Below are 12,470 nucleotides of genomic sequence, written 5' to 3'. Positions count from 1 at the left end.
GCGCGGGTGCGCGAGGACGCGCCCACGGTGCACGACGCGCGCGAGCGCGTGGAGCAGGTGCGGGTGGCGCGCATCGCCGCCTTGCGCGATGCCGGCCTGCGCGATCTGGCCACCCCGGCCGGATTGAAGTCGGCGCGCGAGCGCCTGGGCGACGTGCTGCGCATCGCCGATCCCGGCGACCCGGTGGCGGCGATGCTGCGCGAACGCATCGACCTGGCCACCCACTACGGCAGTTTCCGCCCCGGCCAGGTGTTCACCGACGGCATGCACGACGGCGGGCGTGGCCCGCAGATGATCGTGGTGCCGCACGGCGGCTTCCGCATGGGCGCGGCCGAGACCGAACCCGGCGCCTCGCCGGCGGAGATGCCGCAGCACTACGTGCGCTTCGACCGCGGTTTCGCCATGTCGATCACCGAGGTCACCGTGGCCGAGTTCCGCCGTTTCGTGGAGGCGACCAATGCGCGTCCGCGCGCCACCCGCCGCGGCCACTCCACCGTCTACGACGAGCGCAGCGGCAACTTCGTGCGCCGCAACGGCGTTGACTGGCAGTCCGATTACCAGGGCGCGCGGGCGGCGCCGAACAGCCCGGTGATGCACGTCAGCGTGCGCGACGCCGAGGCCTATGCGGCCTGGCTGTCGCAGCAGACCGGGCGGCATTACCGGCTGCCCAGCGAGGCCGAGTTCGAATACGCCCTGCGCGCCGGCGGCCGCGGCCGCTATCCCTGGGGCAACGCCGGCACGCCGCCGCGCGGCAGCGGCAACTTCACCGGCGGCGGCGACGTCTCGCCCAGCGGGCGGCACTGGCGCAATGCCTTCGTCGGCTACACCGACGGCTTCTGGGGCCCGGCCCCGGTGGCCAGTTTTTCCGCCAACGCCTGGGGTCTGCACGACATGGCCGGCAACCTCAGCGAGTGGGTCGCCGACTGCTGGCACGCCAGCTATCGCCGCGCGCCGGCCGACGGCGCGGCCTGGTACAACCCGGGCTGCCGCTCGCGGGTGGTGCGCGGCGGCAACTGGGCCAATGCGCCGGAGCAGACCCGCGCGGCCTGGCGGCTGATGCAGGATTCGGACAGCACCAGCGCACGCGTCGGCTTCCGCCTGGTGCGCGGCATTTGACGCCGCCGCGCCGGTGCCGGCGCTAGATTGCCTCACCAGTCAGCGAGGGGCAGTGCGATGAACCAAGTCTTCGGCCGCCAGGGCGGCGAACCGGGCGGCGGCCGCCGTGGACCGCTGGGCGGGGTGCGCTGGCTGGTACTGCTGGGCTTTGCCGTGTATGCCGGGTTCTACTGGTTCTCCAACCGCAGCGAGGATCCGTACACCGGCGAGCAGGTGCTGATCGACCGCTCGTTGAATGTGGAGGACGAGAAGGCGCTGGGTCTGCAGGCGTACCAGGAGATCCTGGCGCAGGAACATCCGGTCGATCCGCAGTCGCAGGTGGCGCAGCAGGTGCGTGCGATCGCGCAGCGGCTGATCGCCAAGGTCGACGTGGTCGAGGACGCGCTGGCCGCCGAGCACGGCATGCAGGCCAAGCATTACGCGCGCGGCTTCGACTGGGACGTCAACGTGATCGAGTCCGACCAGGCCAATGCGTTCTGCCTCCCCGGCGGCAAGATGGCGGTCTACACCGGGCTGCTGCCGGTGGCCAAGAACGCCGACGCGATGGCGGTGGTGATGGGCCACGAGATCGCGCATGCGCTGCTGCGGCATGGCGCGCAGCGCATGGCCCAGCAGAAGCTGACCCAGATCGGGCAGATGGCCGGCGCCGCCGGCGGCCTGGATCCGCAACAGCAGCAGATGGCGATGGCGGCGATGGGCTATGGCTACCTGCTGCCGTACGCGCGCAGCCACGAGACCCAGGCCGACGAAGTGGGCCTGATGCTGGCCGCGGCGGCCTGTTTCGACCCGCGCGAGGCGGTGCCGCTGTGGGAGCGGATGAGCGCCAGCAGTGGCGGCCAGGCGCCGCCGGAGTTCGCCTCCACCCATCCCAATCCGGGCACCCGCATCCAGAACCTGCAGGCGCTGATGCCCAAGGCGCTGGAGTACCGGCAGCGCTTCTGCGAGTCCGCGCGTGGTGCTTCGCAGTAAGCGCTGCTGTCGCCGCACGCGTTGGCTGCCTTGTCGCTGAACGCCGCGCGCTTATCCACGCTCGCGTGCACGGCGGCGGGCGCATGATGCGCTCCACACCATCGGGAGCACTGCCATGAAACGCCTGCTGCTGTCCTCCCTCGTCGCCACGGCCGTGCTGGCCGGCTGTGCCACCAACCGGCTCAGCGACGACGAGCGTCTGACCCTGTACCGCGCCCACGCCGGTGCGCCGGTGCGCGACTTCCAGTACTTCAACCGGCTCAGTGGCTGGACCGCACTCGGCGACAGCGCGCTGGCGGTGTGGACGCGCCCGAACCAGGCCTATCTGCTGGAATTCGCCGGCACCTGCCAGGACCTGGATTTCGCCCCCAGCATCGCCATCACCCATTTCGGCAGCCAGGTCTCGGCTAAGTTCGACGACGTGCTGGTGCTCGGCGGCGGCCCCGCCGCGATTCGCCTGCCGTGCCGCATCGACAGCATCCGCCCGCTCGACGTCAAGGCGCTGCGCACCTCGGAGAAGGAACTGCGCGAGGCCAAGGTGCAGGAGCGGGCGCAGCAGGCGCCTGGGAGCTGACGCAGTGCCGGGATTCGGGATTCGCGAGGCGGCGCGCGCGGTGGTGCGGCTAGTGTGATGTCGCGCCGTCGCTTGCTGGTGCAGCCTGTTGCGTCAGGTGCGGCTGCATGCGGTGTGCGGCAAGGCCAAATAGCTCCAGGGCGCACGCGAGGAGCGGCTTCAGCCTAGACCGGGCTTTCCCGGTAACGCCAGGTCGCGGCTGATCCCAAAGCAGGGGCAAGAGCCGCTGCTACGACCCGCGACGGCGCCACGATGTGCGATCGAGACGATGTGGGGGGGACTTCAGTCCCGACTGCATGCAGTGTCCGGCGCATCATCTGAGCGCACATAAGCGGCAATGCCGCGACGTCCACCGCTACCGCGTCGGGACTGAAGTCCCTCCCACAATTGACCGCGCTCGCTCTGCGCCGGTCGGTCTATCGATCTTTCCGTAGGCGCGGTTGCAGCCGCGACCGGGGATTCCCGGTCGCGGCTGTTCCCAAACAGGCGACAAGAGCCGCTGCTACGGCGGTTTGTCTTGCCTGCGCAACGCGGACGCGCGCTACGCGCTAGAAGTTACGGGTGAAGCGCACCGTGCCGGTGCCGTCGGCACTGCGCACCTGCACCACGAAGCGCAGCTGGTCGTGGGCGCTGCTGCTTACGGTGCCAACGTAGTCGGTGTAGGCGTCGGTGCGGACCGCGCGCAGCGCCACCGGCTGGCGCTGGCCGCTGAGGTCGGTCGCCACCGCCTCCACCGTGCCCACAGCCGGTGCTTCCTCGCCGCCATGCAGGGTGCGCAGCGCGATCATCACCAACGCGGTGTCGGCCTCGCGGGCGATGCCGTAGCGGCGCGCCACGTCTTCGCTCATCGCCAGGGTGGGCAAGGCGTTGTAGTGCACGCGCAGCGTGCCGAAATCGGCCTGCGCCGGGGTGGCGGCGAGCAGTGTCGCCGGGCGTGGGGTGTCCTGGTCCGAGCAGGCGGCCAGGGCCAGGCACAGCAGCGCAACGGGCAGGACACGCATCGGCGTTCTCCGGGTTGGCGTGGCGAACAACAGGTCTTACGCAGTCGCCCGGGGGATACGGACGGCGCGCAGGAGTCGCAGTGTACGAGGGAGCGACGCCGATGCCGAGTACCGTCCGTGCCCGTCTGGTGCCCGCCGCGCTCAGTCGTCGTTGGCGGCGGACAGGGCACGGCCGCGTTGCGCCGCCGCGGCGATCGCTGCTTCAGTCAGCGCCTCGAAGCCACCGCGCTGGAAGGTCTCGATCGCGGCCTGGGTGGTGCCGTTGGGCGAGGTCACCCGCCGGCGCAGTTCGCTCGGCGCCTCGCCGGATTCGGTGAGCATGCGCGCCGCGCCGAGCACGGTCTGCAGGGTCAGGGTGCGCGCGGTGTCGGCGGGCAGGCCCTGCGCGATGCCGGCCGCTTCCATCGCCTCGGCGAGCAGGAACACGTAGGCGGGCCCACTGCCGGACACCGCGGTGACCGCATCGATCAGCGCTTCGTCCTCGACCCACACGGTGACCCCGGCCGCGGCCAATACGCGCTCGGCGTGAGCGCGCTGGCCGGCATCGACGCCGTCGCTGGCGAACAGGCCGGTGACGCCGGCGCCGAGCAGGGCCGGGGTGTTGGGCATCGCGCGGACCAGGGTGTGACCACCGCCTAGCCAGCGGTCCAATTGCGCGGTGGTGATGCCGGCGGCGATGGACACCAGCAATGGCCGCTGCGCCTGCGCCAGCGTGGCCAGTTCGGTGCAGACCCCACGCAGCACTTGCGGCTTGACCGCGAACATCCACAGCGCCGCGCCGTCGGCGGCCTCGGCCGCGGAGGCGACGGCGTGGACGCCGTACTCGGCGACCAGGGCTTCGCGCAGCGCCGCCACCGGCTCGGCCACACGGATGCGGCGCGGATCGGCGCCCTGCCGGACCAGCCCGGCGATCAGGCTGCGCGCCATGTTGCCGCCGCCGATGAAGGCGATATCGGCCGCTTGGGAATCGGGGGAAGCGGAAGCCATGTGCGCACCGTCGCAAAGAGGGAGCGCCATGGTAGCGGCTGCGCCGCGCCGCGTTGCTGCGGTGCGGCGCAGTCCGGGTCACGCTGCGGAAGAACGCGCCGGCCGCCATGCGGACCGGCGCGACGGACTCAGTTGGACTCGGTGAAGGTGATCGACGGCGTGCTGCCGCCGGCCGTCGAGCAGCTGCCCAGGTTGAGGTTGTTGGTCTCGCCGGTGCTGCCGGCATTGGCCGCGCAGGTCGGGGCGGCGGTGGAGCCGTTGGTGGCGGCCACCTTCACCGTGATCGACGAGCCGGAGTTGAAGTTGGCGCTGGAACCGCCGGCGTTGCCGACCACGTTGAACTCGGCGTCCTTCCACACGGTGGCCAGCTTGACCACGCTGTCCCTGGCGCTGACGCTGTAGGCGGTGCCGTTGTTGGTGAAGGTGATGGTGTCGTTGCCGTTGGCGGTGGCCGAACCGGTCAGCTTGAGGTTGGCCAGTTGCGTGGCCGGCACGTCCGGCGCGCTGACCGCATTGCTGTTGCGGTAGCAGTCCGAACCGCCGCCGCTCATCCAGCCGCTCGGGCAGCTGCTGCCGTAGCCGATCAGCCAGTACTGCATGAACACCGCAGCCTGGCCCTGGGTCTCGTAGTCGGTGGCGTAGACGAACTGCTGCCACACGGTGCAGCCGGAGCGGCCGCCGCAGACGCTGGTGGTGGCGTTGTAGTTGGAGTTGATCTGCAGCGAGTACTCGTTCGGGCCGAGGATGCCGCCGCCGCCGAAGGAGGCCACGCCCACGCCTTTCTCCGAGGTCACGCCGGTCACCTGCGGGAAGCTGCCCACGACCTTGCTGATTAGGCTGCTGGAACGCAGCGCGTAGTCGTAGCCGTTGCCGGTGGTCTCGGTGGCGCCGAACAGGATCTTGTGCGGGATCGGATGCACGCGGCGGGTCAGGGTCTTGCAGACGTCCGTTTGCCACTGCGTATCAGGGAAGTTGGCATGGAAGCAGCCTTCCGCCGGCGTCGGTTGATGCGCCATGGTTTCGCGCCAGGCGGTGCGTGCCTGGACTTCCGCGGGCGACATCATCGCTTCTTCGTTGGTCCAGGCCGGCGTCGCCGTCGGCGCGGCCATGGCCGCGGGGACGTGCAGCAGACCAATGACGCAGGAGGCGAACAGCAATCGGGTGGATGCTTGCATCTGTGACCTCGTTCGAGCCGAGCGCATTCGGCAATGGACTGCGGAGTACCCGCGGTCGGCCGCCATGGAAGCGAAGCGCGCGCGTCTGAAACGTGACTGAATTAACGGTTTGCAACCGTGTCGCATGGTTCAGGAAGCACTGTCGGCGCGAACCTTTCATTCATCCCGAAATTCTATGGTTTTCAACGAGATCGCCTACGACAGAATTCCGATGTTGGTGAATCGATTTTGAAGCGGCCGTAGACAAATCATCACGGTGTCACGGGCACTGCGGTAATGCGGCGCGGCAGCAGGGGGGTCAGCCGGAAGCGCGCGGACCGCGCGCCCCGAACAGGGCGGTGCCGACCCGCACCATGGTGGCGCCGGCGGCGATGGCGTCGGCGAAGTCGCCGCTCATGCCCATCGACAAGGTGTCGACCTGCGGGTGGGCGGTACGCAGCCGCGCGAACAGGGCGTGCATGCGCGCGAACGCGTCGATGCGGCGTTCGGCCTCCGGCCACGGCGCGGGAATGGCCATCAGTCCGCGCAGCATCAGCGCCGGCTGCGCGGCGATGGCCGCGGCCAGCACGTCCACGGCGTCGGGCTGGCAGCCATGCTTGCTGGCCTCGTCGTCGATGTTGACCTGGATCAGCACGTTCAGCGGCGCGCGTTCGGGTGCTGCGGCGCGGCCCTTGGCCAGGGCGGCGACCAGCTTGGGCCGGTCCACGGTCTGCACCCAGTCGAACAGCGTCGCCGCCTGTTCGGCCTTGTTCGACTGCAGGTGGCCGATCAGATGCCATTCCAGTCCGGCCTCGGCCAGCGCGGCGATCTTGGCCGCCGCTTCCTGCACGTAGTTCTCGCCGAAGGCGCGCTGCCCCTGCGCGGCCAGCGTCGCCACGGCCTCGGCCGGCTTGGTCTTGGACACCGCCAGCAACTGCGCGTGCGGGCGCCCTGCGGCGTCGGCGGCGCGGTCCATGTCCAGGCGAATCTGTTGCAGCGGAGAGAGGGGCACGGCGGCGTTCCGGCAAAGGGAAGGGCGCTATACTGCCGGCCGGGGAATCATCCTTCCAGTCGCAGCCCAAGGGGAAAAGCAGCGTATGGATATCGCTGAACTATTGGCGTTCTCGGTCAAGAACAAGGCGTCCGACCTGCACCTGTCCGCGGGCCTGCCGCCGATGATCCGGGTCGATGGCGACGTCCGCCGCATCAACATTCCGGCGCTGGACCACAAGCAGGTGCACGCGCTTGTCTACGACATCATGTCGGACAAGCAACGCCGCGACTACGAGGAATTCCTCGAGGTCGACTTCTCCTTCGAGATTCCCAGCCTGGCGCGCTTCCGCGTCAACGCGTTCAACCAGAACCGCGGCGCCGGCGCGGTGTTCCGCACCATTCCCTCGGAAGTGCTGACCCTGGAAGACCTGGGCTGCCCGCCGATCTTCCGCCAGCTGATCGACCAGCCGCAGGGCCTGATCCTGGTCACCGGGCCGACCGGCTCGGGCAAGTCGACCACGCTCGCCGGCATGATCGACTACATCAACAAGAACGAATACGGCCACATCCTCACCGTCGAGGATCCGATCGAATTCGTGCACACCTCGCAGAAGTGCCTGATCAACCAGCGCGAGGTGCACCGCGACACCCACGGCTTCAACGAGGCGCTGCGCTCGGCGTTGCGCGAAGACCCGGACATCATCCTGGTCGGCGAGTTGCGCGACCTGGAAACCATCCGCCTGGCGCTAACCGCGGCGGAAACCGGCCACTTGGTGTTCGGCACCCTGCACACCAGCTCGGCGGCCAAGACCATCGACCGCATCATCGACGTGTTCCCCGCCGGCGAGAAGCCGATGGTGCGCTCGATGCTGTCCGAGTCGCTGCGCGCGGTGATCTCGCAGGCGCTGCTGAAGAAGGTCGGCGGCGGCCGCACCGCGGCCTGGGAAATCATGGTCGGCACCCCCGCCATCCGCAACCTGATCCGCGAGGACAAGGTCGCGCAGATGTACTCGGCGATCCAGACCGGCCAGCAGAACGGCATGCAGACCCTGGACCAGCACCTGCAGGACCTGGTCAAGCGCAGCCTGATCACCCGCAACCAGGCCCGCGAGTACGCCAAGGACAAACGATTGTTCGAGTGAGGCCGGGAATCGGGAATAGGGAATCGGGAATGGGAAGAGCAACCGCCCCATCCTTCCCGCTTCCGGATGCCCGCTGCTGCGATTCCCGATTCTCCATTCCCGATTCTCAGCTCCGAAGGAGCCGACCATGAGCACCATCGACTTCACCTCCTTCCTGAAACTGATGGCGCACCAGAAGGCGTCGGACCTGTTCATCACCTCGGGCATGCCGCCGGCGATCAAGGTGCACGGCAAGATCACCCCGATCACGCAGACGCCGCTGACCCCGCAGCAGAGCCGCGACCTGGTGCTGAACGTGATGACGCCGGCGCAGCGCGAGGAGTTCGAGAAGACCCACGAGTGCAACTTCGCCATCGGCGTGGCCGGGGTCGGGCGCTTCCGCGTCAGCTGCTTCTACCAGCGCAACCAGGTCGGCATGGTGCTGCGCCGGATCGAGACGCGCATTCCCAGCGTGGACGAGCTGAACCTGCCGCCGGTGATCAAGACCCTGGCGATGACCAAGCGCGGCATCATCATCTTCGTCGGCGCCACCGGCACCGGCAAGTCGACCTCGCTGGCGGCGATGATCGGCTACCGCAACCAGAACTCCACCGGGCACATCATCACCATCGAGGACCCGATCGAGTTCGTGCACAAGCACGAGGGCTGCATCATCACCCAGCGCGAGGTCGGCATCGACACCGACAGCTGGGAGAACGCGCTGAAGAACACCCTGCGCCAGGCGCCGGACGTGATCATGATCGGCGAGGTGCGCACCCGCGAGGGCATGGACCATGCCATCTCCTTCGCCGAGACCGGCCACCTGGTGCTGTGCACCCTGCACGCCAACAACGCCAACCAGGCGATGGACCGCGTCATCAACTTCTTCCCCGAGGACCGCCGCAGCCAGCTGCTGATGGACCTGTCGCTGAACCTGCGCGGCGTGGTCGCGCAGCAGCTGATCCCGACCCCGGACGGCAAGGGCCGCCGCGTGGCCATGGAGATCATGCTCGGTACGCCGCTGGTGCAGGACTACATCCGCGAGGGCGAGATTCACAAGCTCAAGGACGTGATGAAGGAGTCCACCAACCTGGGCATGAAGACCTTCGACCAGAGCCTGTTCGAGCTGTACCAGGCCGGCGAGATCAGCTACGAGGATGCGCTGCGCCACGCCGATTCGCAGAACGAGGTGCGCCTGCGCATCAAGCTGGCGCAGGGCGGCGACGCGCGCACCCTGGCGCAGGGCCTGGACGGGGTCGAGATCGCCGAGGTGCGCTGAGCCTGGTGGGCGAGCGCAGGGCCGGCCGCAGGGTGCGCCGGTGCGGAACCAGGATCGCGCCAGTTGTCTCGCGTTCTTGTGCGGGTGTCGAGTTTTCAATCAAGCGTCCGTCGTCGGTCCATCGTGGACGCGTCAGCCGAAGGGAGGGAAGCCGCCATGAACGAACTGCCTGAAGTGCTTTGGTCGAACGAGCCGCATGCCGGCGACTACATCAATTCCGTGGCGGTGTCCGACGATGGCAATGTCATCGTCGCCGGCACCTTCTTCCACGATTACAGCGATACGACGCAGACGTCCGGGCTGGACGCAGTGCCTGTCGAGCAGCGCAAGGTCTTCGAGCGTATCGCGCCTGCTGCCACGCGCAGCGACGTCGGCAACGATCAGCAAGGGTGTTACGGCACCTACGCCTGGGATGGGGCCGGCAACCTGCTGCTGAAGAAGGAATTCGAAGGCTGGCAGGGCGTGTACTGGGTCGATGTCGCGGGGGACGGGGGCACCATGGCCAGCTGCGGCTGGAAGAGCCAGCAACCGTACGCCGGCTTCATCGGTGCCTGGGCGGTCTCGGGCGGGAAGGAATTGCTGTCCTATGCGCTCCCCGGTCGCGGCAACATGGTGTCGCTGGACGCGCGTGGGCAAACGTTGCTGGCCGGGGCCGAGCAGGGCTATCTGTTCTGCCGCGAGGGCGACGCGTCCTTCGGTGCGCCCGTGTGCATCGCCCTGAGCGGCAAGGGCGACACCGTGGTCGCCACGGGCATCGCCGCAGACGGCGCCACCGGGCTGGTGGCCAGCTATCACGGCGAGATCGTCCTGTTCTCGATCACGTCCGGACAAGCGGCGGCCCTGGCGCGCTGGCAGTTGCCCAACGGCGCCTACACCCACGGCGCGGTGCTGTCCGGCGATGGGCGCAGGGCCTATGCCGGCGCCAGCGACGGCACGCTGTACGCGTTCGACGTGGCGGCGTTCCAGAAAACCCCTGGGCCGGCCTGGACCCAGACGGTGCCCGAAGGCGCCACGACCATCTACGGAGTGGCCTGCGATCGCGCCGGCGACAAGGTCGCGATCGCAGGCAATCTCAGCGGCGGTGGCGTCATTGCCGTGTACGCCGATGCCGGCACCGCCGCGACGCTGCAGTGGACCGCGCACAGCGCGCACTCGCCCAACTGCCTGGCGTTCGACCCCGACGGGCGCTGGCTGGGACTGGCCGATGGCCATCCCGACGGGACGCCCGGCGGGTTCACCCTCTGGAACGCGGTCGATGGCACGGCGCTTTGGTCCTATGGCACGGACAACATGAGCTGGCCGATCCGGCTGAACAGCGGTGCCACCGTGGTGGTGGGCGGTAGCGACGACGGCTCGGTCACCGCCTTCGTCGGCCCCGGTTCGGCGATCGGCCGTGGCCGTGCGGAGTCGGATGGATGACAGGCAGGGACGCCGAGGCGCCGTTGCGTACGCGCGTCGCGGCGCCGCGCCGTCCCGGCGCGCTGCTGGTGCTGTCGGTGGTGCTGGTGGGGGCGTGGCTGGCGGTCTTCGAGTTGGCGCGGGTCCTGGACTATCAGCCGCATGCGAGCCTGTGGTTCCCGCCGGTGGCGGTGACGCTGGCCACGTTCATGGTGCTGGGCTGGCGCGGTGCGCCGGCGATCGCCAGCGCCTGCGTGCTGGCCACGCTGCTCAGCTTCTATCGCACCAGCGGCCACCCCGTGGTTCCCGGTCGGGCGGTGCTGGGGTACGCGCTGTTGTTCACCGCCCAGCAGTTCTGCGTCTGGGGTGGGCTGGCCTGGCTGCTGCGCCTGGTCGGCCGCGGGGTGTCCTCGAGCAGCCTGCCACGTGTGGTCACCTGCTTCATCCTGGGGGGCGGGGTGGCGTCGCTGCTGTCTGCCTGCCTGGGCGGCGCGGGGCTGGCCGTCACCGGCGCCATCGACTTGCCGAGCATGCTGGCGCAGTTGATCCCTTGGGCGATCGGCGACTACGCCGGCCTGCTGGCGCTCGGCCCGCTGGCGATCGTCGGGGTGCTGCGCCTGGCCGAGTGGCTGCAGATCGTGCCGCAGCCGGGTATCCCGCGCCTGTCGGGGATGGTCGCGCCGGCCGGAAGCGTCTCTGCCTATCTGGTCAAGCTCGCGTTGCTGCTCGGCGTCACCCTGGCGGTGATGGCGCTGGCGGCGGCGTTGCCGCGGCAGCCGGCCGTGGTGTTCGCGCTGTTCGTGGTGGTGGTGATCCAGTTGTGGATCGTGCATACCCACGGGATGCTGCAGGCGCTGGTGGCGATTGCGGCCTTCAGCCTGCTGATCGCCGTGGCCACGCCGTTGCTGCGGCTCGAGGCGCAGGCGCTTGCGCTGCAGTTCGCCATGATCAGCCTGGCGGCGAACAGCTACTTCGGCCTGGCCGTCCCCGGGCTCTATGCCGACAACACGCGGCTGCGCCATGCGCTGGTGCGCGATCCGGTGACCGCGGCGCTGTCGCGCACCGGATTCCTGGAGCAGGTGCTCAACGATCTGCAAGTGGCCGCGCAGGACTCACGTCCGCTGGCGGTGATCGTCGCCGACATGGACAACCTCAAGGCGATCAACGACCAGTTCGGACACGCCGCCGGGGATGCGGCGCTGCGTGCCTTCGTCAAGCGCTGCCGGCGCTGCCTGCGGCCGGGCCAGTTGCTGGGGCGCCGGGGCGGGGACGAGTTCGCGCTCTACCTGCCGCTGACCACGCCGGAGAGGGCGCAGGGGCTGATCGACGCGCTGCGCGGTGCGCTTGCCAAGCCCGGCGACGACGACGGATTCGCAACCGCACTGTCGGCCAGCTTCGGTCTGGCCCTGTGCCACCGGCGGGATCTGGATGCGGAGGCGCTGGAGGAATTGCTCGCCCGCGCGGATGCGGAGATGTACGCGGACAAGCGGCAGCGCCGCGCGGTGGCTGTGCGCTGAGGGTTCCGCTTGTCCCGTCGGGAGGAGGTGCCAGCAGGGGCGGATGAGGGGAGGGCGAAGCCTCGTGGTCTTGGTTCGGCGGGACGCTTCGCGCCGTACCCTCACCCCAACCCCCGCTCCGCGCCCCGGCCCGCGCTTGCGGCGCGGGCGCTCCAGGGTGCGCGCGCCAGTGGCGCGCAGGCCGCACCCTGTCGCCCCGGTGGGAGAGGGGCTTTGCTGTTCCTTCTCCCCTCGGGAGAAGGTGCCCCGAAGGGGCGGATGAGGGTACGGGCGAAGCCTCGTAGATCAAGCCAGCGCGTCGCTTCGCGTCGGACACTCACCCTAACCCCCGCTCCGCGCCCCGGCCCGCGCTTGCGGCGCG

The 12,470-nt window shown here is 69.4% G+C and carries 11 protein-coding genes; 7 read left to right on the top strand and 4 right to left on the bottom strand.

What is annotated here, in order from left to right; all coding sequences use genetic code 11:
• The 3 genes from D588_RS0111370 to D588_RS0111360 form a co-directional block, all read left to right on the top strand.
• Nucleotides 1-1,116 (top strand): formylglycine-generating enzyme family protein (locus D588_RS0111370; RefSeq protein ID WP_017916063.1); only part of this gene is annotated, 1,116 nt, incomplete at its 5' end.
• A gap of 57 nt (nucleotides 1,117-1,173) precedes the next feature.
• Nucleotides 1,174-2,085 carry a M48 family metallopeptidase gene (locus D588_RS0111365; protein WP_017909672.1) on the top strand — a complete coding sequence of 304 codons (912 nt, stop codon included), beginning with the start codon at nucleotides 1,174-1,176 and terminating at the stop codon, nucleotides 2,083-2,085.
• Between the two features lie 115 nt (nucleotides 2,086-2,200).
• Complete coding sequence (locus tag D588_RS0111360) at nucleotides 2,201-2,659, top strand: DUF6491 family protein (RefSeq protein WP_017909671.1); 459 nt, start codon at nucleotides 2,201-2,203, stop codon at nucleotides 2,657-2,659.
• A gap of 548 nt (nucleotides 2,660-3,207) precedes the next feature.
• On the opposite strand, the gene D588_RS0111355 is transcribed toward D588_RS0111360, so the two are convergent.
• The 4 genes from D588_RS0111355 to D588_RS0111340 all read right to left on the bottom strand — a co-directional run bounded on the left by D588_RS0111355 (nucleotide 3,208) and on the right by D588_RS0111340 (nucleotide 6,798).
• Nucleotides 3,208-3,660: a DUF4426 domain-containing protein gene (locus tag D588_RS0111355; protein ID WP_017916062.1), complete on the bottom strand. Its 453-nt coding sequence runs from the start codon at nucleotides 3,658-3,660 to the stop codon at nucleotides 3,208-3,210.
• A 141-nt stretch (nucleotides 3,661-3,801) separates the two neighbouring features.
• A complete protein-coding gene (gene proC / locus D588_RS0111350; RefSeq protein ID WP_017916061.1) occupies nucleotides 3,802-4,647 on the bottom strand; it encodes a pyrroline-5-carboxylate reductase in 846 nt (281 codons plus the stop codon).
• Nucleotides 4,648-4,775: 128 nt separating this feature from the next.
• Nucleotides 4,776-5,804 carry a hypothetical protein gene (locus D588_RS0111345; protein WP_017913913.1) on the bottom strand — a complete coding sequence of 343 codons (1,029 nt, stop codon included), beginning with the start codon at nucleotides 5,802-5,804 and terminating at the stop codon, nucleotides 4,776-4,778.
• A 316-nt stretch (nucleotides 5,805-6,120) separates the two neighbouring features.
• Complete coding sequence (locus tag D588_RS0111340; RefSeq protein ID WP_255325449.1) at nucleotides 6,121-6,798, bottom strand: YggS family pyridoxal phosphate-dependent enzyme; 678 nt, start codon at nucleotides 6,796-6,798, stop codon at nucleotides 6,121-6,123.
• A gap of 100 nt (nucleotides 6,799-6,898) precedes the next feature.
• On the opposite strand from D588_RS0111340, the gene D588_RS0111335 reads away from it, so the two are divergent.
• From D588_RS0111335 to D588_RS0111320, 4 genes are all read left to right on the top strand, one after another.
• Entirely contained in the window at nucleotides 6,899-7,936 is a 1,038-nt protein-coding gene (locus D588_RS0111335; RefSeq protein ID WP_010344138.1) for a type IV pilus twitching motility protein PilT, read from the top strand.
• 127 nt (nucleotides 7,937-8,063) lie between these two features.
• Nucleotides 8,064-9,194 carry a PilT/PilU family type 4a pilus ATPase gene (locus D588_RS0111330; protein WP_010344137.1) on the top strand — a complete coding sequence of 377 codons (1,131 nt, stop codon included), beginning with the start codon at nucleotides 8,064-8,066 and terminating at the stop codon, nucleotides 9,192-9,194.
• 156 nt (nucleotides 9,195-9,350) lie between these two features.
• Nucleotides 9,351-10,613: a WD40 repeat domain-containing protein gene (locus D588_RS0111325; RefSeq protein ID WP_017916059.1), complete on the top strand. Its 1,263-nt coding sequence runs from the start codon at nucleotides 9,351-9,353 to the stop codon at nucleotides 10,611-10,613.
• Nucleotides 10,610-12,109 (top strand): diguanylate cyclase, encoded by a 1,500-nt coding sequence (locus D588_RS0111320; RefSeq protein ID WP_026143604.1) that lies wholly within the window; start codon nucleotides 10,610-10,612, stop codon nucleotides 12,107-12,109. The genes D588_RS0111325 and D588_RS0111320 overlap by 4 nt, the downstream gene beginning before the upstream one ends.
• The last annotated feature ends 361 nt before the right edge of the window (nucleotides 12,110-12,470 follow it).

The organism is Xanthomonas sp. SHU 308, from assembly GCF_000364645.1.
Classification (GTDB): domain Bacteria; phylum Pseudomonadota; class Gammaproteobacteria; order Xanthomonadales; family Xanthomonadaceae; genus Xanthomonas_A; species Xanthomonas_A sontii.
The sequence above is the reverse complement of the archived record's forward strand: the minus strand, read 5'-3'. Positions and strand labels throughout refer to the sequence as shown.

Coding starts and splice junctions, on each gene's coding strand:
- D588_RS0111365 (WP_017909672.1), top strand. CDS start 1,174: ATGAACCAAGTCTTCGGCCGCCAGGGCGGCGAACCGGGCGGCGGCCGC.
- D588_RS0111360 (WP_017909671.1), top strand. CDS start 2,201: ATGAAACGCCTGCTGCTGTCCTCCCTCGTCGCCACGGCCGTGCTGGCC.
- D588_RS0111355 (WP_017916062.1), bottom strand. CDS start 3,660: ATGCGTGTCCTGCCCGTTGCGCTGCTGTGCCTGGCCCTGGCCGCCTGC.
- proC (WP_017916061.1), bottom strand. CDS start 4,647: ATGGCTTCCGCTTCCCCCGATTCCCAAGCGGCCGATATCGCCTTCATC.
- D588_RS0111335 (WP_010344138.1), top strand. CDS start 6,899: ATGGATATCGCTGAACTATTGGCGTTCTCGGTCAAGAACAAGGCGTCC.
- D588_RS0111330 (WP_010344137.1), top strand. CDS start 8,064: ATGAGCACCATCGACTTCACCTCCTTCCTGAAACTGATGGCGCACCAG.
- D588_RS0111325 (WP_017916059.1), top strand. CDS start 9,351: ATGAACGAACTGCCTGAAGTGCTTTGGTCGAACGAGCCGCATGCCGGC.
- D588_RS0111320 (WP_026143604.1), top strand. CDS start 10,610: ATGACAGGCAGGGACGCCGAGGCGCCGTTGCGTACGCGCGTCGCGGCG.